This is a genomic window from Treponema succinifaciens DSM 2489, assembly GCF_000195275.1.
Lineage (GTDB): Bacteria > Spirochaetota > Spirochaetia > Treponematales > Treponemataceae > Treponema_D > Treponema_D succinifaciens.
On sequence record NC_015385.1, the window covers coordinates 1 to 20,502 of the forward strand.

20 protein-coding genes are annotated in these 20,502 nt (G+C 34.9%); 16 read left to right on the plus strand and 4 right to left on the minus strand.

Going from position 1 to position 20,502, the window contains the following annotated elements; genetic code table 11:
- Nucleotides 1-29 precede the first annotated feature (29 nt).
- The 13 genes from dnaA to TRESU_RS00065 all read left to right on the plus strand — a co-directional run bounded on the left by dnaA (nt 30) and on the right by TRESU_RS00065 (nt 11,325).
- On the plus strand, nt 30-1,487 hold the full coding sequence (gene dnaA / locus TRESU_RS00005) for a chromosomal replication initiator protein DnaA (RefSeq protein ID WP_013700282.1): 1,458 nt from the start codon (nt 30-32) through the stop codon (nt 1,485-1,487).
- Nucleotides 1,488-1,779: 292 nt separating this feature from the next.
- Nucleotides 1,780-2,904: a DNA polymerase III subunit beta gene (gene dnaN, locus TRESU_RS00010; protein ID WP_013700283.1), complete on the plus strand. Its 1,125-nt coding sequence runs from the start codon at nt 1,780-1,782 to the stop codon at nt 2,902-2,904.
- A 17-nt stretch (nt 2,905-2,921) separates the two neighbouring features.
- Complete coding sequence (gene recF / locus TRESU_RS00015) at nt 2,922-4,043, plus strand: DNA replication/repair protein RecF (RefSeq protein WP_013700284.1); 1,122 nt, start codon at nt 2,922-2,924, stop codon at nt 4,041-4,043.
- Nucleotides 4,040-4,582, plus strand: coding sequence for a DciA family protein (locus tag TRESU_RS00020; protein WP_013700285.1), 543 nt, complete (start codon nt 4,040-4,042; stop codon nt 4,580-4,582). The genes recF and TRESU_RS00020 overlap by 4 nt, the downstream gene beginning before the upstream one ends.
- 56 nt (nt 4,583-4,638) lie before the next feature.
- Nucleotides 4,639-4,794, plus strand: coding sequence for a 50S ribosomal protein L34 (gene rpmH, locus TRESU_RS00025; protein ID WP_013700286.1), 156 nt, complete (start codon nt 4,639-4,641; stop codon nt 4,792-4,794).
- Between the two features lie 17 nt (nt 4,795-4,811).
- Entirely contained in the window at nt 4,812-5,174 is a 363-nt protein-coding gene (gene rnpA / locus TRESU_RS00030; RefSeq protein ID WP_052299464.1) for a ribonuclease P protein component, read from the plus strand.
- Complete coding sequence (gene yidD, locus TRESU_RS00035; RefSeq protein ID WP_041611842.1) at nt 5,144-5,392, plus strand: membrane protein insertion efficiency factor YidD; 249 nt, start codon at nt 5,144-5,146, stop codon at nt 5,390-5,392. Before rnpA ends, yidD begins: the two co-directional genes overlap by 31 nt.
- A gap of 21 nt (nt 5,393-5,413) precedes the next feature.
- Nucleotides 5,414-7,222 (plus strand): membrane protein insertase YidC, encoded by a 1,809-nt coding sequence (yidC, locus tag TRESU_RS00040; RefSeq protein WP_013700288.1) that lies wholly within the window; start codon nt 5,414-5,416, stop codon nt 7,220-7,222.
- Nucleotides 7,223-7,245: 23 nt separating this feature from the next.
- Nucleotides 7,246-7,962 (plus strand): RNA-binding cell elongation regulator Jag/EloR, encoded by a 717-nt coding sequence (jag, locus tag TRESU_RS00045; RefSeq protein WP_013700289.1) that lies wholly within the window; start codon nt 7,246-7,248, stop codon nt 7,960-7,962.
- Between the two features lie 30 nt (nt 7,963-7,992).
- A complete protein-coding gene (locus TRESU_RS00050) occupies nt 7,993-8,769 on the plus strand; it encodes a DUF6675 family protein (protein ID WP_013700290.1) in 777 nt (258 codons plus the stop codon).
- A gap of 14 nt (nt 8,770-8,783) precedes the next feature.
- Nucleotides 8,784-9,806, plus strand: a complete 1,023-nt coding sequence (locus tag TRESU_RS15750) for a peptidylprolyl isomerase (RefSeq protein ID WP_013700291.1) — start codon at nt 8,784-8,786, stop codon at nt 9,804-9,806.
- Between the two features lie 227 nt (nt 9,807-10,033).
- Nucleotides 10,034-10,567, plus strand: a complete 534-nt coding sequence (locus TRESU_RS00060; protein ID WP_013700292.1) for a GNAT family N-acetyltransferase — start codon at nt 10,034-10,036, stop codon at nt 10,565-10,567.
- Nucleotides 10,568-10,569: 2 nt separating this feature from the next.
- Nucleotides 10,570-11,325 (plus strand): hypothetical protein, encoded by a 756-nt coding sequence (locus tag TRESU_RS00065; protein ID WP_013700293.1) that lies wholly within the window; start codon nt 10,570-10,572, stop codon nt 11,323-11,325.
- Here the strand turns inward: TRESU_RS00065 and TRESU_RS00070 are convergent.
- The 4 genes from TRESU_RS00070 to TRESU_RS00085 all read right to left on the minus strand — a co-directional run bounded on the left by TRESU_RS00070 (nt 11,322) and on the right by TRESU_RS00085 (nt 14,246).
- Entirely contained in the window at nt 11,322-12,674 is a 1,353-nt protein-coding gene (locus TRESU_RS00070) for a GntR family transcriptional regulator (RefSeq protein ID WP_041611843.1), read from the minus strand. The two genes, TRESU_RS00065 and TRESU_RS00070, sit on opposite strands and share 4 nt — an antisense overlap.
- A gap of 75 nt (nt 12,675-12,749) precedes the next feature.
- Nucleotides 12,750-13,154, minus strand: a complete 405-nt coding sequence (locus TRESU_RS00075) for a cytidine deaminase (RefSeq protein ID WP_013700295.1) — start codon at nt 13,152-13,154, stop codon at nt 12,750-12,752.
- The gene (locus TRESU_RS00080) at nt 13,154-13,465 is read right to left on the minus strand and encodes a YhbY family RNA-binding protein (RefSeq protein ID WP_013700296.1); all 312 of its coding nucleotides are present in this window, start codon (nt 13,463-13,465) and stop codon (nt 13,154-13,156) included. The genes TRESU_RS00075 and TRESU_RS00080 overlap by 1 nt, the downstream gene beginning before the upstream one ends.
- 31 nt (nt 13,466-13,496) lie before the next feature.
- Nucleotides 13,497-14,246, minus strand: a complete 750-nt coding sequence (locus TRESU_RS00085; RefSeq protein ID WP_013700297.1) for a TIGR02757 family protein — start codon at nt 14,244-14,246, stop codon at nt 13,497-13,499.
- 169 nt (nt 14,247-14,415) lie between these two features.
- On the opposite strand from TRESU_RS00085, the gene TRESU_RS00090 reads away from it, so the two are divergent.
- From TRESU_RS00090 to carB, 3 genes are all read left to right on the plus strand, one after another.
- Complete coding sequence (locus TRESU_RS00090; protein WP_148228218.1) at nt 14,416-14,826, plus strand: hypothetical protein; 411 nt, start codon at nt 14,416-14,418, stop codon at nt 14,824-14,826.
- Nucleotides 14,827-14,878: 52 nt separating this feature from the next.
- On the plus strand, nt 14,879-16,198 hold the full coding sequence (locus tag TRESU_RS00095) for a carbamoyl phosphate synthase small subunit (RefSeq protein WP_013700299.1): 1,320 nt from the start codon (nt 14,879-14,881) through the stop codon (nt 16,196-16,198).
- Between the two features lie 61 nt (nt 16,199-16,259).
- Entirely contained in the window at nt 16,260-20,495 is a 4,236-nt protein-coding gene (carB, locus tag TRESU_RS00100; protein ID WP_013700300.1) for a carbamoyl-phosphate synthase large subunit, read from the plus strand.
- Nucleotides 20,496-20,502 lie beyond the last annotated feature (7 nt).

Genomic DNA, 20,502 nt, shown 5'->3' on the forward strand with positions numbered 1-20,502 from the left:
AAAGTAAAGACAGAGTATAATTGTAAGCTATGAGTGAACAGAATTACCGTGCTTTTTGGGATGAAGCATTAAAACAAATCCATGATGAATACAAACTAAAAGGACTGGAATCAGAATTCAAACTCTGGTTCAACATGGAATATGTAGAAGATACAATTGAAACTATAACCGTATCTGTACCCTCTGATTTCATGTGGATTAGCATGGTAAACAAAGGTTATGTAAACGCAGTAGAATCAAAAATAGCCGAACTGTCAGGACAAAACATAAATTTAACTTATATATTGAAAAAACGAAATTCTCAAAAAGAATCTGAATCTATAAATTCTGTACCCAAAACTGCAACCATTGATTCTGAAAATTCAAATATTTCAAATGAAAATGAAATCGATTCTGAAAAAAAATCTGCACCCATAAATTCTGTACCCACTTTTAAAATTCATCCACAATTAAGCGAAGATTACACATTTGAAAAATTTGTAAAAGGCGAAAACAGTGAATTTGCCTACAGCGCATCTCTTGCAGCCGCAAAAGAACCTGGCAGAAGATTCAATCCTCTTTTAATTTATGGAGGAGTCGGACTTGGAAAAACCCACTTAATGCAGTCAATTGGAAATTACATTTATAACAATCCGCCTGAAGGAAAAGAAAACATAAAAATCTGTTACATAAGCGCGGAAAATTTTTTAAACGAATTTACTTTTTCCTTAAGAGATGGAACTTCCGAAAAATTCAAAAACAAATACAGAAAACTTGATGTTCTCCTTTTGGATGACATTCACTTTCTAGAAGACAAAATTCAGACGCAGGAAGAGCTTTTTTATACATTTGAAGAGCTTTACAGAACTCATGCTCAAATTGTATTTACTTGCGACCGTCCGATTTCTGAACTAAATGGAATTGAAGACAGACTGAAATCAAGATTTTCAATGGGAACTACAATAGATTTGCAGCCTCCAAGCTACGAAATAAGAAAAGCCATCCTCTTAAAAAAACTTGAAATAAAGAAAAAATCAGTTCCAGAAGATGTAATTGATTTCATAGCAAAAAATATTCAGTCGAATGTGCGCGAACTTGGAGCTTGCCTTGATAAAATGATTGGCTACGCTGAGCTTTTGCAGAAAAATCTTACAATCGATATTGCAAAGAAACTTTTAAGCGACAACATAAGCAAAGTTTCCGACGGTTCAATTTCAATAGACACAATTCAAAAAGTCGTCGCAAATCATTACAACATATCTTTAAGCGACATAAAAGGCGTAAAACGCAACAAAAAAATAGCATATTCACGCCACATCGCAATTTACATTGCACGTATTTTGACTGAATCTTCATTTAATGAAATCGCTGCTGAATTCGGCGGAAAAGACCATTCAACAATAATGCACAGCTACAACACAATTGAACTTCAGCTTAAAACGGATGAAAGTTTAAACTCAACAATTGATCTTCTTATAAGAGAGATAAAAGATTACAAGAAGCTTTGATTTCAGTGGAAAACTATATTCAAATATGTTATAATCCTGTGGAAAAAATAAGGATTTCATAAAAAAAGTGAATTTGTGGAAAAAAAGTGAATTCATTTCATTGATTTTTGCACAACTTAATTTCTTTTAATGCAAAAAGAAAAATCACTTTTCCATAAATCCACAGGCACTATTACTACTATTACTAAAATTTATAAATTTATAAATTTAATATAGCTTGTGCATAAAAATTCATTTGCTTTCTAAAAGCGAATAATTATGCAAAATTGTATAGTAAAACCAGGAGAAATATATGAGATTTACATTTGACAAAGACACAATGATTAAAGAAATTTCAATTGCCCAGGAAATTATTTCAACAAAAAACATGGGCTCAATTCTTTCAAACATCCTTATTATAGCTCAAGAAAATAAACTGACTATAAAAGCAACTGATATAAAAGTTAACTTTGAGACTCAAGTTCCTGTTCAAATAACTGAAGAAGGAACAACAACAGTTTACTGCGATAAATTCATGGGAATTTTGAATTCTCTTCCTTCTGGAGAAATTGAATTCAATCAGGAGAAGAAAGAAAATGAAGAGCAGTCTATAAATGTAATAATCAAACCTGTAGATAAAAAAATCAAGTTTCAGATGAAAAGCATGTCTCAGGAAAAATTTCCTGAATTTTATTCAGCTGAAAACGTTCCTTATTTTGAAGTTTCATCGAAAGATATAAAAGAAATGATAGCTCAGACTTCTTTTGCAGTAAGCGAAGATGAAACACGCTATTTTATGAATGGTGTTTTCTTTGAGAAAAAAGGAGACAACTTGAATATGGTTGCCACAGACGGCCGCCGTTTGAGCTTTGTTTCAAAGTCAATTCTTGCTGGAATAAGCGAATTTCCTTCAGCTATAGTTCATCCAAAAATTTTGAATATCATATTAAAGCATGCTCCGGAAGAAGGAAATATTTTTGTAGCTGTTGTTGATAAAATGATTTTCTTTAAATTCGGAAACTACAAATTTGGCGCGGCTCTTTTGGAAGGACAGTTTCCTAATTATGAGCGTGTTATTCCTGAACATCAGGCTTTCAATTTTCAGGTTTACAAAGCTGATTTAGTAGATGCTCTTAAACGTGTTGCTCTTATGGTTGATAAAAAGGCTGGACGCATATTCTTTAATATTTCCGATGGAGTTTTAAAAATAACATCTTCTCAGTCGGATATGGGAAGCGCAGATGAAGAAATTCCGTGCCAATATCAAGGAGATTCTTACACAATTGCATTGAATTTCCGCTACATTGAGGAGCCTTTAAGAGGAATAAATTCTGAAAAAATCGCATTTGAATTCACAGAAGAAATGAAAGCTGTTACCATGCGTCCTGAGCCAGCTGAAGATTATTTTCACATAATAATGCCAATGCAAAAGGAATAGAAAATAAAGCATAAAAAATGCCTTTTCTTTCTTTGTCTCCATACAATTTTAGAAATCTCTGCAATGAAAACATAGATTTGTCATCAAAAGAAATTTATTTTGTTGGAAAAAATGGACAGGGAAAGAGCAATCTTTTGGAATCGCTTTATTATTCTGCTTATGGTTCGTCATTTAGAACTCATGTTGATTCAGAAGTTATAAAAAAAAATGAAAGTGAAATGAGCCTTCGTTGCTTGTTCAGGGAAGAAAATGGAACTTCTCATACAACTTCAATTATTTTAAAAGAAAAGCTTAAAAAAATAGAAAAAGACGGAAAAATCCTTCACGACCGAAAAGAACTTATAAATACAATGCCTTGCGTTCTTTATAGCCATGAAGATTTGGATTTTGCTGTAGGTTCTCCAGAAAGAAGAAGATTTTTCATAGATCAGTCGCTGAGTATGTATGATGTTCTTTATATTGATATTATGAGAAAATACAAGAGAATTTTAAAAAACAGAAATTTAAGTTTAAAAGAAAAACATTACGATTTGCTTGAAACTTATGATTTTCAGCTTGCTCAAAATGGACTTGAAATTCAGAAAAAAAGAAAAGATGCTGTTTTTAGTTTTAATCAGATTTTTGGAAAACTTTACGAGCAGGTAACTGGAATTTCTGGAGTTTCCATAAAATACATTCCGTCTTGGAAAAATAAATCGGACAATTTGAATTCTCCTTTTTTTGACAGAAATATTCCGTCAGTTGATTATGTTGTTGATTATTTAAGTAAAATAAGGGAGCAGGAAAAAATAATCGGCTCTTCAATAAGCGGACCTCACCGGGATAAAATTGTATTTGAAAAAGAAGGAATTCCTTTTGTTCCAACAGCATCTACTGGACAAAAAAGACTTATAGCTTTGATTTTAAGAACTGGCCAAGCTGTTTTTTATAAGCAGATTACTTCAAGAAAACCAGTTTTACTTATGGATGATGTTCTTCTTGAACTTGATCCTGAAAAAAGACAAAAAGTAACTTCTCTTTTGCCTGAATATGACCAGCTTTTCTGCACTTTTCTTCCTGGAGAACCTTATAAAAATTACAAAAGGGAAAGCACAAGAGTTTTCAAAATTCAAGACGGAAAATGGGAAGATTCAGAATGAGCGAAGAAATAGTTTCTTTCAGCCAAATAATTTCAAATGCTTTTGATTCTATAAAAATTGAAAATGCAAAGAATTCTGTAAATATTTATGATGAATGGAAAAAAATTCTTTCGCGGATAAAGACAAATTCTTCAAATCCAAATGAAGGTCTTAATATGGCTGGACATAGCCGCGTAATTGACTTGAAAAATGGAATTTTGCTCATTGAAGCCGATCATCCGGGGTGGATTTCACTTATACAGTTTCATAAAAAATATATACTTAATGGATTTAGAATGAAATTTCCTGAAGTTGAATTTAAAACTCTTGCATTCCGCTTAAAAGGAAATAAAGGTGAAATTTCATCGGAAATAGAAAGCAAGGATTCAATTTATAAAAAAGTTGAAAAAAAACTTGAATTTGAAGAGAAAATCAACAAAAAATCCGGAATAAACATTAATAAAAATCTAAAAAAATCAGAAAAAAAAGATCTTCCTCCTGAATTGAAAGTTCTTTTTGACAATTTAAGGAAAAGTATGTTGACCAATCTTGAAAAATAATGATAATATCTGCTCTACTAATCTGAAAAAAATTTTATTTATATAGGAGTCTTATTATGTTACGTACATATCAGCCTAGCAAAGTAAAGCGCAATAGAAAATTCGGTTTCCGTGCACGTATGGCAACTCGCGGCGGACGTATGGTTCTTGCTAGAAGAAGAGCTAAGGGTCGCTACAAGCTTACAGTTTCTGACGAAAAGAAGCCTTACTGATTTTTCTAAATTAAAGGATGGATACGGACTTGCTAAAAACAGGGCGTTTTAGAAGAGAAGAACATATAAAGCGCTTTGCCGACATCCAGAAACTTTTTAAAACAGGGAAGAGATTCAGTGTTGCTGGGGCTAAAATTTTTTTTTCCAGAAACAATTTGAATTTTAACAGAATTGCTTTTCCTCTTCCCAGTGGCTATGGAAATGCTGTTGAAAGGAACAGATCTAAACGCTATAGCCGTGAAACATATCGTTTTTTTAAAGCGCGCCTGAACACCGGTTTTGATATTCTTTTTTTAGTTTATCCCGGAAATGACTCGTTCCTTTCGCGGTGCGGACAATTTAAGACATTATGCAAAAAAGCTGGCTTATTAAAGGAATAAGAAATTTCTTCGTAAGGTTTTTGGTTCTTTTTATAAGATTTTATCAAGTTTGTATTTCTCCTCTATTTCCTCCATGCTGTCGCTATACTCCAAGTTGTTCTGCTTATGCATTGGAATCAATTCAAAAACATGGTCCTGTAAAAGGGCTTTATTTCGCCATAAAAAGAATTCTCAGATGCAATCCTTTTTGCAAGGGAGGCTATGATCCTGTTCCTTAAAAGGCGTAAAAAGGAAAATTTATGGAAAAAAACACTATTTTAGCAATAGCTCTTTCGACAATTGTCCTTGTTGTTTCTTTGTTTATTCAGACAAAGTATGTTATGCCGCGTCAGCAGGAAAGAGCACGTGAGCAAGCTGCCGAATTTGAAGCAAAAAAAGAAGAGCAGGAAGCTCAAATAAAAGCTGAAAAAGAAATGATTTCTGCTTCATTTTCTGAGGCGACAGTTCAAAATTCAGAAGATGTTCAGGAATTTGTAATTTCAACTAATAAAGCAAAAGTTACATTTACAAACCGCGGCGGAGACATTACAAGTTATAAGCTTCTTGAGCATAAAGATAAAGAAACTGGTTCCGGCGTTGAAATGGTAAACAATGTAACCAGTTCAAACAGAGCGTTCAGTCTTTCTTTTTGTGGAACTGAAAATCCGGCTTTAAATGATATATTCAATGTTACAAAAAAAGACGATTATACGATTCTTTTCTACCGGGACTACGAAATTAAAGATTCTGAAGGAAATCCAAAGAAATTCACACTTGGAAAAAGATATACTTTCAGTCCTGACGATTATGCTTTTAAACTTGATGTTTCTATAATTTCAAAGGAAGGCGGAGAATTTGGAATTGGAGGCGCGGCTTATACTTTAAGAACAGCTCCTCAGATTGGACCAAAATACGACAAGAAAAACCGCTATGAAGTAAGACAATTTCTTGCATTGAACGGAGGAAAAAAATTCCGCAAGAACATTTCAGATAAATTTTATGATTTAAATTCTGTGGATTGGGCTGGAGTTGGCGGAAAATATTTTACAATGCTAGTCAAGCCTTCTTCTCCTTCTGATATGCTTGGAAAAATAAAAGTTTCTACTAAATCTGAAAATGAAGATGGATGCCAGATTTTTATTCCAAGAAAGCCTGTTTTGGACGAAACTTCAAATGATACATATTACATTTATGTTGGGCCTCGTCAGGAACGTGAACTTATAAAATATAATGACCAGACAAAAAATGCATGGAATCTTTCAAATGCGAAATTTAACGAAGCATTGCAGACAACTGGATTCCTTTCTTGGATTGAAATAATTTTAAAATGGTGTCTTGAAAAAATCAATTTGATTGCCCATAACTGGGGAATTTCCATAATAATTCTTACAATTCTTTTGAAGATTGTTTTGTTCCCGCTGAATAAAAATGCCGCCGTGGGCTCGCTTAAAATGCAGAAAATTCAGCCTAAAATGAAAGTTCTTCAGGAGAAATATAAAAATGACCAGCAGAAGCTTAGCATGGAAATGCAGAAACTTTATAAAGAAGCTGGATACAATCCGATGTCTGGATGCCTCCCGATGGTTGTACAGATGTTTATTTTGTTTGCTCTTTATAATGTATTTAACAATTACTTTGAATTCCGTGGAGCAAGTTTTGTAAAAGGATGGATTGAAGATCTTTCGGCTGGAGACAGTATTTGGACTTGGAAGCGTAACATTCCTTTTATTTCAGCATTTACAATGAACAATTTGCGACTTCTTCCGTTTATTTATACTGCGTCTCAGCTTTTGAATGGAAAAATAACTCAGTACGGAAATCCTGGAACTGGAGCAAATCAGTCACAGATGAAGTTCATGATGTACGGAATGCCATTGATGTTCTTTTTCCTGTTCTATAATGTTCCGAGCGGACTTTTGCTTTACTGGGCAGTCAGCAATATTATTCAGATTGGACAGCAGCTTGTTATAAACAGCGTAATGAACAAAAAACGTTCCGAGCTTGAAAATGAAAAAACTGTGAATAAAAACGTCTTGAAATTTAAAGGCGGAAAAAAGAAAACAAGATAAAATTTAATTTTGCGAGGTAATATATGACTTACGAATATGAAGGAAAAACAGAAAAAGAAGCTATTGAAAAAGCTGCTGCTGAGCTTGGACTTGAAAAAGACCAGTTTGATGTTGAAATTCTTGAATCCCAGAAAAAAACTTTGTTTAAAAACGGATATGTAAAAATCAGAGTTCACACAGTTGATTCAAAAAATCAAGTTTCGCCTGAATTTGATGGAAAAGTTCCTAATGCAACAACAAGAGCTAATGACCCTTCGTTAGTTTCAAATCCTCTTCCTCAGGATGAAGTTGAAGAAAAAATTATTGATTTTGTAAAAACTCTTATTGAAAAAATGGGATATGAAGCTGCTGTTGAAATTATGTTCCGTGAAGAAAAAAAGATTGGAATAAAACTTTCAAGCGAATCGTCTTCAATTCTCATTGGAAGAAAAGGCAAAAACCTTGATGCGATGCAACTTATTGTAAATGTTTACGCAGGACATCTTGGAAGAGAAGATTTGCGCATTATTCTTGACACAGAAAATTATAGAATCCGCCGTGAAGAAAGCCTTGTGCGCCTTGCTTATGTTACAGCTGACAAAGTCCGCCAGAAGAAAACTTCTATTTTGCTTGAGCCTATGAATCCTTTTGAGCGCCGCCTTATTCATACAACTTTAAATGACATTGCGGATGTTGAAACCAAATCTGAAGGTGAAGGTTTATATAAGCAGGTGCGCGTTATTTATAAAGGTGTGCGTTGATTAAAATATTAAAATCTGGAGAAATAGCTGATGAAAAAGTTTATTTGTAGAATTTCAGGATTTTTTTTGATTTTGAATTTTTTTACTGCATTTTTGTCAGCTTATTCTGCGGAAGAAATTCTTGGAAAAGAAAATTTTGAGCTTTTAAATCAGAATGGAAAAATTCAGTCTAACGAATTTAAGCCAAAAGAAGCCAAATTTTCACTTCTTCCTGATACTGAGCTTTCAAATAAAATTGCAGAAGAACTTGCGTCAAATGAAGGAGAAATGCCTTCTCTTATTGGAGAAAATATTTATCTTATTCCAAAAGAAAATATTGATTTAAACGAAGCTTCTGTAATTTTACGTTCTGTCAGCAAAATGGAAGGAATGCAATATTATTCCAATGGCGAAAAAAACTGGACTACACTTTATCATGACGCATATTGCATTGCAGGTCCGCAAGATAGAACTAGAGTTGATGATAAAACAGAAGGAAGCGCAAACGGACTTGTTCAGTATTGCCTTTTAAATGACAATTCGCTTGGAAAGACAAACTACGAAGTTTCATATTTTCAGACTGAAAACGAAATTTCAATGAAACTTGTAAACACAACTCCTGTATATTACAAGTTTATAAAAGCTGTAAAGCCGGAAAATGTTCACATAAATCTTGTTATGACAATTTGCGATGATTACGTTGTTGTGTATATGAATGTAAAGGCGAATTTTTTCTCTTTAGGAGTTCTTGAAAAAAGAATGCAAAAGTCGCTTTTAAATAGGCTTGATGCGATTTACACATGGTTTTCTAAGCAAATTTCTGAGTGATATTTGGAGGAAAAATGAAAAAATTTATAGGAGCGTTGCTTTTTGTCTGCGTACTTATTTTTTATGGAGGATGTAAACCTATGAAATCTTTGGAAGGAAAAGAAGGACTTTTTGCTGTAATAAACACAAGCAAAGGTGATATTGTTCTTGAGCTTTTTTATAAACAAGCTCCTTTGACGGTAACAAATTTTGTTGGGCTTGCAGAAGGAACTTTGGATGCTGCAAAAGGAAAGCCTTTTTATGATGGATTGAAATTTCATCGTGTAATAAAAGATTTTATGATTCAGGGCGGAGATCCAAAAGGAAACGGAACAGGCGGACCTGGATATAATTTTGAAGATGAAATTGTAGATGGTCTTGAATTTACAGGTTCTGGAGTTCTTGCAATGGCAAATGCAGGTCCTGGAACAAATGGAAGCCAGTTTTTCATAACTCATGTGGAAACTCCTTGGTTGAATGGTCATCATACAATTTTTGGACACGTTGTTGATGAAGCAAGTCAGGCCACAGTAAATTCTATTGCGAAGGATGATGAAATTAAAAGCATAAAAATTATTCGTCAAGGCGCGGAAGCTGAAAAATTCACTGCAACACAAACAGATTTTGATAGATTTGCCTTAGAAGCTCAGAAAAAAGCATTGGAAGCAAAAGAAAAAGCCAATGCTTCAAAAATTGCAGAAGTAGAAAAAAATTTTCCAGGATTTGAAAAAGACAAAAATGGAATTTACTACAAAGTAATAAGAGAAGGCACCGGAAATAAATGCGGTGCAAGGAAATCAGTTGCAACTGAATACAAAGGTTATTTGGTAGATGGAAGTGTTTTTGATCAGTCAAAAGGCAGAGGTCCTCTTGAATTCCAGACTGGAGCAGGCCAAATGATTCCAGGATTTGACATTATGGTTCAGGATATGAAGCTTGGTGAAAAAAGAACAGTTGTAATACCTTCTGATTTGGCTTATGGTGACAGAGGATATCCTGGAGTAATTCCTGGCGGGGCTTATATTGCGTTTGATATTGAACTTGTAAAGATTAAATAAATTTTTTGAAAATTAACAGGCACGTTGTTAATAATGGCAGCGTGCTTTTTTTTGTTCATTGTGGAAAAATTATTTATTCACTTTTTTATACCAAGTTTTCCACAAAAATTTAAGAGTTTTCCACATAAATCTGTGGAAAATTCCCTTTAAATACACATGAATTTACACAAGTTTTCCACAATCGATGGAAAATTTAGTAAATTTATGTTGAGTAAAAGAAGGTTATAATGGAAATTATAAGAAAAGCCACAAAATATGATATAAATGCTATTATGAATATTGAAAAAGAAGCATTTTCAGAAGGAATTAAGGAAAATAAAGACGTTTTCCTTGATCGCATAGAATCATTCTCTGATGGATTTTTTATTTTAGAAGATAAAAACAAAGCAATTGGATATTTTTCTTCTGAACTGTGGAATTCTGTACCTCAAAAAGGTGACAGTTGCTTTTCTTTAAATCATTCAGCATTGAAAAATCATAAAAAAGAGGGTACAATTTTATATATAAGTTCTATAGCAATTTTAAATGAGTACAAAGGAACTGGATTAGGGTACAGATTTTTTTATAAAAGCGTAGAAAAAATTATGAAGTCATTTCCGCAGATAAAAGAAATTGTACTTTTAGTAAATGAAATTTGGATTCCAGCTTTGCACATATATAAAAAATGCGGTTTTATAGAATATGGACGAATACAGAATTTTTTTTCGTCTGCTGGAATAAAAACCGACGGAATTTTAATGCGAAAAAGTGTGGATCTGTAAAAATGAATAATTCTCAATGGAATATTTTTTTGCAATTTAGAGATGAATTTAAAAATCTTTGCAATCAATGGAGTCAGTTTTCAAACGAGTTGTACCCATTGCAAAAAGAATCTGCAAAAGACACTCCAGATTACAACTTGGAAACTTCGATTGTCTATAATAAAGCTTATGATGAAGTCCAAAAAACAGACAAAATAAGTTTCATTGTTATTGGAGATAATCCCGGAAAAGAAGAACAGTTGTCTTCTAATCAAAAATATTTGGTTGGACAAAGTGGAAGAATTGCAGAAGGATTTTTTAGGCGTAATCCAGAATTGAGTACAGATTTTAGAAAAAATGTTTTGATTTTGAATAAAACGCCTGTTCATACTGCAAAAACTGTTCAGCTAAAATATATTTTAAAAAATGGAAGCAAAGAAATTGTAGAGCTTGTAAATGAAAGCCAGAAAAAAATGGCTCAGCTTGCCTTTGAGCTTCATAATGGACTTTATTCCAATGCTGAAGATGGATTTCCTGAATTGTGGCTCGTTGGATATTCTGAACTGAAGAAAAACGGAATTTTTAATGGGTACAGAAATGAATTAAAAAAGCAATATGAAGGGTACAGTTCTTGGAATAAAGTTTTTGTATACCAGCATTTTTCAATGAACCGATTTATTGTAGATTTAAATGAATTCAGAAAGAACAATAATCTTCCTTTAAAAAAGTGCCTTGAAGAAATTGGCGGAATTCATAAAAACGAAATATTTAGTTCTTAAATTTGCTCTATGCTGGACAAATAATTTATGAGTTTGTCTTTTATCAAAAAATCGGCGATTGACATTTGGCTTAGAATAGAAAGCGGGCATCCGAATTTTTGGTACTGGTTTTTGTAACTTTCTAAAATTTTCTTTGGAAGAATCGCAGCTGTTGTGTTTATTGATTTTGAAATCAGATTTGAAAAATTTTCAATATAAATACATTTTCCGTTGAAATCTTGGCTATAAACAAAGTCAGAGCCAGAGATTTCTGTAGATGTATCATATTCAATTATATATCTGAAATCTTCTTTTGCCGCCCATTCAAGAATTTCCTGTTTTTTTTGTTTTGAATCTGTGTTCTTTGAATAAATAAATGCTGATGTTGCTCCGCTTTTTTCTAGCAATGCGGCAATTGATTCTTTTGAGTCAAACGGAATTTCTGTAGTTTTTATACTTGCTGCGGAAAACACATCTGTCAGCGACGAATGAAATCCCTGCGGAACAGCGATGCACGGTTTTATTTTTCTTGGACTGATTGATTTTTCTGCAAGCTGTAAAAGTCCGTGTAAACTGCTTTTGGGATTTTTGAATTCATCTAAAAGAAGAAGTTTAAATAAAATATCAGCTTTGTTGCAAGAAACAACTACTTGCGACGGATTTACTTCCAAATGATGAAATTTATATAAAAATGCGGCTATTGCTATTCTGAGCGGCTCTTCGCCAGTTAAATCAGGAATTTTGTTTCCTTCCAAGAGGTTTTTATTTTCTTTTATTGCAGTTTTTGCTGATTCAACATAATCTTCTATTGGAGAAAGTATTTTTCTTTTTTCCGGTGAAGAATTTACAAGGTCGCCTGTGTTTGTCAGAATTGTTTTTTCATTATTTTCTGAAGGAAGTTTTAAAACAGAATTCTGTTCTTCTTGTTCACTGGAAAAAGGATCGGTAAGAATAAAAGTCCCTGAATTCTTTAAAACAGAACTGTCTGCGTCAATGTTTTCTGTTACAAAATCGTTTTTTTCTTCTGTTTTTTCTTTTTTTCGCTCTTTTATTATTGATTCAACTGTGGGAATTCCTTCATCTTCAGATTTTTCCTTGGAATGAAGACTTGGTTCTGTGCTGCTTGGATTTTTTACAAAGAATCCGCTTTTAGAAAGAGAATAAATGTAGCCGTTTGCTTCAAGCTCGCTGTAGGCTTTTGTTACTGTGTTCCGGCTTATATTGTAGTCTTCTGAAAGTGTTCTAATTGAAGGAAGCTTTGTTTCTTCTGGAAGCTCTTTGTTTTTGATTGCATTTACGAAAAACAAATAAAGCTGATGATAAAGCTTTACTTTGCTTGTCTTGTCCAGTTTTATTTCAAAATTGTTCACAAAGCCACTCCAAATTTTATCTGTACCCATAAAAAGGCATTAGATATTATAAAACATGATTTTTAAAAAAGCAAATTATAAGCTGAAACTTTCCGGCAAAAGTTGTTCTAAAGTCATTATTTTGTATTCATTTGTAGATTTTGCCAAGACTATTTCAAAGTCTTTTTTACAGAATTCAGCGAGAACCTGGCGGCAAACTCCGCATGGCGGGCAAAAGTTTTCTATCTTTCCGTTTTTTCCGCCGACAATTGCAATTGCCTCAAATTCTTTTTTACCTTCGCTTACAGCTTTAAAAATTGCAGTTCTTTCTGCGCAGTTACTTGGTCCGTAAGCCGCATTTTCAATGTTGCATCCTGTATATATTTTGCCTTCGGAAGTTAAAAGTGCCGCTCCAACATGAAAATTCGAGTACGGAGCATAGCTGAAATTTAGCATTTCGATTGCTTTTTTTATAAGTTTTTCTATGAGGATTTTTTCCATTATTTTGCTGCCTTGCTAAGCTTTGTTTTCCTTTTTGAAGGATCTTCATTTTCCTTGTAAAAAATCGCTACGTTTCCGATTATTCTGACAAGAGTTGAGTCTGTCCTTAAAGCTATGTCGTTTGCGTATTTAGCGCGGTCTTCTTTGTACTCATTGAATTTTACTTTTATAAGTTCATGCGCTTTAAGAGAATTTAAAACCATCTGCACAAGGGAATCTGTAACTCCGTTCTGTCCTATTATAACGATAGGGTCAAGGTTGTGGGCGGCTTTTTCAAGTATTTTGCGTTGTTTGCTTGTAATTTCTAACATATAAATATTTTATCCGAGGTTTGTGTTAAAGTCAAATGTCTACACCAAGTCCGAATAGCGCAAAATCTGATTTTACAGGGTCAGATGGAAAAATTTCTTTCATTGTGTTTGTAAGCTCAATTGTTGTTTTTATGGTTGCAGATTTTGGTTTTCCTGATGAAGATGGTGGCAGAATTCCCATTTTTGTGGCTTCTTGCATTACGTGTGTGTCCAGCGGAACTAAAAGGTTTTCTTTTTTATACCAGGAACTCCAAAGTCCTATGTCAACTGGTGAATTGTCTCGAACCATCCATCGTAAAAGCATGTTTACTTTTTTTGCGGCTGTTGTTTTTGAATGAGGAATCAAGGCGCAGTTCTCTGGGAAAAGGGAACATATTGTTTCATGTAGAAATCCCCCATTGTAATGGTTACAGATGTAATTTCCTATGGTGTCAGAATTATCCAACATTGATTTTAGAGTGTCGAAGAAAATTATAAAGTCGTTGTGTGTATACATTCTGTAAAATGACTTATTTCCTTGTGTAAAAAAATCTCTGTATCCTTCTTTTTGTACCCATTGTGAGGGACAGTTTGTTTGTGCCAGTATTTGTTCTATATGCGACAAAATCTGTACCCTTTGACCGAATGCCATGTTTGCTGCAATAAAGGCTACAGTTTCTTGATCTCTAACGGATTTATATCTGTGCATAAATTTTGAAGGATCTTTTTCTAGAAAATCTTTTGTTTCATACTTTTGCGCAAGAAAGACAATTTTTTCTTTTAGTTCAGATGAAATACCCATGATGACAGTTTAGATTTTTTCATTTTTTGAATCAACACTTACAGTTTTAGAAATAACAGTTGCACCTTAAAGAAAGTGAAATGCGGGTTCTGTGTTTTACTGTCAATAAATAAGAAAAAAATAGCAGAAATTTTGCTTTTTGACTTGACAAATCTCCGGGGGGGGTAAAATGAAGGTGGTTATTTTCATTTTATCAGGAGAATTTATGAAAAAGTTTGCAAAAATTTCAGCTGTGTTGTTTTCTTTGTTTCTTGTGTTTTCTTTTTTAGGTTGCAAAGATGACAGCGATGATGATGAGCAGAGTTATTTGCTTGAAGCTGGTATAATTCCTAAAACTGTTTATGAAAAATTTAGATATTATTCATCTTCACAAATTGATCAGTGTAGAGCTGAATGTCTATTGTATACAAAATCCGGAACTTATGAAAAAGAAATTGTTGATGAAGATGACTTGGCTAGTGAACTTGAATTTTTAACAGATTCTCAAATTCAATATATAAAAGAAAGTTATTCAAGTATTATATTTTTTGAAACAACATCTGCTGATGAATATATTTGGCTTTACTCTCAAAAACAATAAAATTTCTTCATCTGTACACAAGTATAAAAAAAATGTATACTAAGATTTTAGTATGACAGACTCTACTAAAGCATTTTTGCTCCTTGCAAATGGACAGGTTTTTGAAGGTGAAAGTTTTGGCGCAACTGGTTGTGTTGTTGGCGAAACAGTATTTACTACCGGCATGAATGGCTATCTGGAAACTTTAACAGATCCCAGCTATTACGGTCAGATTGTAACCCAGACATTTCCTTTAATAGGAAACTACGGTGTTATTTCAAAGGATTTTGAAAGCGCGGATGTCCACGTAAAAGGTTATATAGTACGGTCTGTCTGCGAGATTCCTTCCAATTTTAGATGTGAATACGACTTGGACACTTTTCTTGCAGCACGGAAAATAATCGGATTATGCGGAATAGACACTAGGGCTTTGACAAAAATCCTGCGTGAAACAGGCGTTATGAACGGAATGATTGTTTCAGGTGATGGAGAAGAAGCACAAAGCATCAGAAAAGCACTGAAATCCGAGGTAGAAAAAGCAAAACTTCTAAAGAAAATCAAATCATATAAAATAAAAAGTGCAGTTGAAAGTGTAACTTGCAATGCTTCAAAAATAGAAGAGCCTGCCGACGTTGTTTTCAAAGAATCTGCGGAATATAGGTTTGTTCCTGTGCGCTCAGATGGTACAAAAGAAAATGATCCTGTCATTGCCATGAAGGACGGAAAAGGAAAAAAAGTTGTTCTTTGGGACTTTGGCGCAAAGGCAAATATCCGCCGAGAGCTTTTAAAAAGAGGATTTGAAGTTGTTACTGTTGCTGGTTCTTCTACTGCAAAAGAAATTCTTGCGCTTAATCCGGACGGAATCATGCTTTCAAATGGACCTGGTGATCCAAAAGAAAATGTAAAAATAATCGATGAAATCAAAAAAATTGCAAAGTCTGGAGTTCCGATTTTTGGAATTTGCCTTGGACATCAGCTTTTGGCTTTGGCAATGGGTGCAGATACTTCCAAACTTAAGTATGGACATCGCGGCGCAAATCAGCCTGTAAAATATCTTGCCACAGGCCGTGTTTATATTTCAAGTCAGAACCACGGATATGCTGTAAAAAATGACACTTTGCCTAAAAATGCGGTCTTGAGCTTTGTAAATACAAATGACGGAACTTGCGAGGGAATCACTTATACAAAGATTCCAGCGTTTAGTGTGCAGTTTCATCCGGAAGCTTGTTCAGGTCCTCTTGATACAGGATTTTTGTTTGATGATTTTGTGCGCCTTATAAACAATCATGATTATTTTAAGAATTTTGAAGCGAAATTTGAAAGAATCGATTCAATCAAGTACTTTGCAAAAACTATAAAGAATACTTCTGCGCATAAAAAAGCTGCAAAATAAGCGGTTTGCGGGTACTGGAATATATTCTTTTTTAACTGATATTTGGCACGGGAGCAAAAATATGCCGCTTAACAAAGACATTCACAAAGTTATGGTTATTGGATCCGGCCCTATTATTATAGGTCAGGCTGCGGAATTTGACTATGCGGGAAGCCAGGCTTGCAAGGCTTTAAAGGAACAGGGACTTGAAGTTGTTCTTGTGAATTCAAATCCTGCGACCTTGATGACAGATCATACAATGGCTGACCAGATTTACATTGAGCCTTTGATTCCTGAAACAATTCAGCGTATTATAGAAAAAGAAAAACCGGATTCCCTTCTTTCAACTTTGGGAGGCCAGACAGGTCTTACTTTGAGCATGGAGCTTGCCAAGTCTGGATTCCTTGAAAATCACGGGGTAAAGCTTTTGGGTGCAAAGCCGGAAACTATTGACAAGGCAGAAGACCGCCAGATGTTCAAGGACACAATGCTTGCGATTGGAGAGCCTTGTATTCCGTCTAAAGTCGTTACAACTTATGAAGATGCCCTTGATTTTGTAAAGAATGAAATCGGCTATCCTGCAATTATCCGTCCAGCATTTACTTTGGGAGGAACTGGCGGCGGAATTGTCCATAATGATGAGGAAATGGATGAAATTGCCCATAACGGACTTCATCGCTCCCCTATTCATCAGATTCTTGTTGAAAAATGTATTTCCGGCTGGAAAGAAATAGAATTTGAAGTTATGAGAGACAGCGCGGGAAATGTTCTTACTGTCTGCTCTATGGAAAATTTTGATCCGGTTGGTGTTCATACAGGAGATTCCATTGTAATTGCTCCGACTGTAACTTTGAGCGACAAGGAATATCAGATGCTTCGTTCTGCGGCATTGAATATTATTTCTAGTCTTGGAATGGAAGGCGGATGCAACTGCCAGTTTGCATTGAATCCAAATTCGTTTGAGTATGCTGTAATTGAAGTAAATCCTCGTGTAAGCCGTTCTTCTGCCCTTGCTTCAAAAGCTACTGGCTACCCTATTGCAAAAGTCGCCACATTGATTGCGATTGGCTATACGCTTGATGAAATTCCGAACGCAGTAACAAAGAAAACTGCTGCTTGCTTTGAGCCGGTTTTGGATTACGTTGTTGTAAAAATGCCTAAGTTTCCGTTTGACAAATTTGTTTATGCAAAACGCGATTTGGGAACTCAGATGAAGGCAACTGGCGAAGTTATGGCTATTGGGCAGACTTTTGAGCAGGCCATTATGAAGGCAGTCCGCGGAGCAGAAGTTGGCGCGCAAAGCCTGAACCTTTCGTCTTTTGTTGAAATGAGTGATGAAGAAATTGAAAAACGTGTTGGCGAATGCACAGATCAACGAATTTTTGCGATTTTTCAGGCAATAAAACGAAATATTCTTTCAATAATTCAGATTAATAAGATTACAAAAATTGACTTGTGGTTTCTTGCTAAGCTTGAAAATTTAGCTTTTATGGAAAGAGATTTTGCAAAAGTCAAAGCTGGAGAAAAGGAATTTACTCCGGAACTTTATAAAGCTGCAAAAAATGCCGGCTATCCAGATAAAGTTATTCAGGAACTTGCAGGACAAAAAATAACAGGAGCCTCTGGAATTCTTTCGGAAGCAAAAGAAGCTGCAAAACTTGTAAAGCAAGGAAAAGTTGCCCATATTCCTGCTGTCTATAAAATGGTTGATACTTGCGCTGGAGAATTCAATGCGGAAACTCCATATTTTTATGGAACTTACGATTCCCAGAATGAAGCCCGTATTTTCCTTGATGAGCGCAAAGAAAAAGGAAAGAAATCTTCAAAGGGAACAATTATTGTTTTAGGTTCAGGTCCGATTAGAATTGGTCAGGGAATTGAATTTGATTATGCTTCTGTTCAATGCGTTTGGGCTTTAAAACGGCTTGGCTACGATGTTGTTACAATCAACAATAACCCGGAAACTGTTTCTACTGACTTTGATACAAGCGACCGTCTTTACTTTGAGCCTCTTACTCCAGAAGATGTTATGAGCGTTGTCAACACAGAAAAGCCAGTTGGAGTTGTTGTTGCTTTTGGCGGACAAACTGCGATTAAACTTACAAAATTTCTTGATTCTCAGGGAATTCGCATTTTGGGAACAAGCGCGGATTCGATTGACCTTGCGGAAGACCGCGAGCGTTTTGAAGAGCTTTGTGAAAAACTTCATATAAACCGACCAAAGGGACTTACAATTTTTACAGAAGAAGAGGCTTTGGAAGCAACACAGAAACTTGGCTACCCTGTTCTTTTGCGTCCGTCTTATGTTCTTGGCGGTCAAAACATGATTATTGCCTTTAACGATGACGATGTAAAGGAATACATGAAGATTATTCTTGCCCAGGGAATTGAAAATCCGGTTTTGATTGACCAGTATATGATGGGCACAGAGCTTGAAGTTGATGCGATTTGTGACGGAAAAGACATTCTTATTCCGGGAATAATGGAGCATATCGAGCGTACAGGAATTCATTCGGGAGATTCAATTGCGGTTTATCCAAGCTGGAATTTAAATGATATTCTGCGTGAAAAAATTATAAATCAGTCCAGAGAACTTGCTTTGGCTCTTGGAACAAAAGGTCTTGTAAATATTCAGTATCTTATTTACAACAACGATTTGTATATTATTGAAGTGAATCCGCGTTCAAGCCGCACAGTTCCTTACATTTCAAAAGTTACAAATGTTCCTATGGTTGATTTGGCTGTGCGCGCAATGCTTGGAGAAAAAGTAAAGAATATGGGATTTGGAACTGGACTTTATCGTTTGCCTCCGTATTTTGCTGTAAAAGTTCCTGTTTTCAGCTTTGAAAAACTGATGGACGTTGATACTCATCTTGGTCCTGAAATGAAGTCCACTGGTGAAGTTTTGGGAATTGCATCTACAATGGAAGAGGCTATTTTCAAAGGCTTGATTGGTGCAGGATACAATATGAAAAGAAGCGGCGGAGTTTTGTTCAGCGTAAGAAAAACAGACCGTTATGAGCTTCCAGACTTGGCAAAAAAATTCTATGACATGGGATTTAAGCTTTATGCCACAGAAGGAAATGCAAAGACAATCAGCGATTTTGGAATGGAAGTTGAAGTTGTAAATAAAATCCATGAAAATCCAAATGATAATCTTTTGTCTTTGCTTGATTCTGGAAAAGTTGACTACGTGATTTCGACTTCTGCAAAAGGAAGGGATCCGCGGGCAGATTCTGTCCGTATGAGACGCCATGCTGTTGAGCGCGACATTCCGTGTCTTACTGCGATTGATACGGCAAATGCCATTGCAAACTGCCTCAAGTCAAAGTATACGGCTGAAAATGTTGAACTTGTGGATATAAATCAGCTTAGGGAAGAAAAGCAAAAAATTACTTTCTACAAGATGGATTCAACTGGAAACGACTTTATTGTTATAAATGCAATGAATCAGGTTGTAAAAAATCCTGCGGGTCTTGCGGTTCGTCTTTGTGACAGACGGAATGGCGGAATTGGAGCGGATTCTCTTGTTCTTATTGAAGAAAGCAAAATTGCTGATGCAAAGATGCGCTTTTTTAATCTTGACGGAACAGAAGGAAAAATGGCGGGAAATGCAATCCGCTGTGTGGGAAAATATCTTTACGATAACAATATAAAAGGAATTCAGGAAAAGCACGGAAAGAAAACCGATGCGACTGAAAAAATCACAATTGAAACTGGCAGCGGAGTAAAAACTTTAGTTTTGTACAAGCAGAACGGAAAAGTTACTTCTGTTACTGTTGACATGGGAAAACCTCTTTTTGCAAGTGAAGAAATTCCTACTTCTTTGGTTGCTGTTGATATTACAAATTGCGGCTTTAATGAGGAAAATAAAAATGCTGTTCTTCCAAAGAAAGCCGTTGTCAATGCGCCTTTGATTGTTGCAGGAAACGAATACAGAGTTACTTGCATAAATGTCGGAAATCCTCACTGTGTTGTTTTCAGCAAATTTGTGGACAAAGAGCCTGTCACAAAAATTGGACCTTTGTTTGAAAGCCATTTAGTTTTCCCGGAAAAAACGAATACAGAATTTGTGCGCGTTGTCGGTCCGAATGAACTTAAGATGCGTACTTGGGAGCGCGGAAACGGAGAAACTTTGGCTTGCGGAACTGGAGCTTGTGCGGCGGCAGTTGCTTCTGTTATAAATGGATTTTCTCCAATAAATCAGGATATAACTGTAAAAGTCCGTGGCGGAAATCTTATTGTAAAATATACAGGCGAAACTGTCTTGTTAACAGGAAATACAAAGATGTGCTATCAAGGCGAAGTTGAAATATAGTTTTAGC

Coding starts and splice junctions, on each gene's coding strand:
- recF (WP_013700284.1), top strand. CDS start 2,922: ATGCCTTTTCTTTCTTTGTCTCCATACAATTTTAGAAATCTCTGCAAT.
- TRESU_RS00095 (WP_013700299.1), top strand. CDS start 14,879: ATGACAGACTCTACTAAAGCATTTTTGCTCCTTGCAAATGGACAGGTT.
- rpmH (WP_013700286.1), top strand. CDS start 4,639: ATGTTACGTACATATCAGCCTAGCAAAGTAAAGCGCAATAGAAAATTC.
- TRESU_RS00075 (WP_013700295.1), bottom strand. CDS start 13,154: ATGGAAAAAATCCTCATAGAAAAACTTATAAAAAAAGCAATCGAAATG.
- TRESU_RS00090 (WP_148228218.1), top strand. CDS start 14,416: ATGAAGGTGGTTATTTTCATTTTATCAGGAGAATTTATGAAAAAGTTT.
- TRESU_RS00060 (WP_013700292.1), top strand. CDS start 10,034: ATGGAAATTATAAGAAAAGCCACAAAATATGATATAAATGCTATTATG.
- TRESU_RS00085 (WP_013700297.1), bottom strand. CDS start 14,246: ATGGGTATTTCATCTGAACTAAAAGAAAAAATTGTCTTTCTTGCGCAA.
- dnaN (WP_013700283.1), top strand. CDS start 1,780: ATGAGATTTACATTTGACAAAGACACAATGATTAAAGAAATTTCAATT.
- carB (WP_013700300.1), top strand. CDS start 16,260: ATGCCGCTTAACAAAGACATTCACAAAGTTATGGTTATTGGATCCGGC.
- TRESU_RS00080 (WP_013700296.1), bottom strand. CDS start 13,465: ATGTTAGAAATTACAAGCAAACAACGCAAAATACTTGAAAAAGCCGCC.
- TRESU_RS00065 (WP_013700293.1), top strand. CDS start 10,570: ATGAATAATTCTCAATGGAATATTTTTTTGCAATTTAGAGATGAATTT.
- rnpA (WP_052299464.1), top strand. CDS start 4,812: ATGGATACGGACTTGCTAAAAACAGGGCGTTTTAGAAGAGAAGAACAT.
- yidD (WP_041611842.1), top strand. CDS start 5,144: ATGCAAAAAAGCTGGCTTATTAAAGGAATAAGAAATTTCTTCGTAAGG.
- jag (WP_013700289.1), top strand. CDS start 7,246: ATGACTTACGAATATGAAGGAAAAACAGAAAAAGAAGCTATTGAAAAA.
- dnaA (WP_013700282.1), top strand. CDS start 30: ATGAGTGAACAGAATTACCGTGCTTTTTGGGATGAAGCATTAAAACAA.
- TRESU_RS00020 (WP_013700285.1), top strand. CDS start 4,040: ATGAGCGAAGAAATAGTTTCTTTCAGCCAAATAATTTCAAATGCTTTT.
- TRESU_RS15750 (WP_013700291.1), top strand. CDS start 8,784: ATGAAAAAATTTATAGGAGCGTTGCTTTTTGTCTGCGTACTTATTTTT.
- TRESU_RS00050 (WP_013700290.1), top strand. CDS start 7,993: ATGAAAAAGTTTATTTGTAGAATTTCAGGATTTTTTTTGATTTTGAAT.
- yidC (WP_013700288.1), top strand. CDS start 5,414: ATGGAAAAAAACACTATTTTAGCAATAGCTCTTTCGACAATTGTCCTT.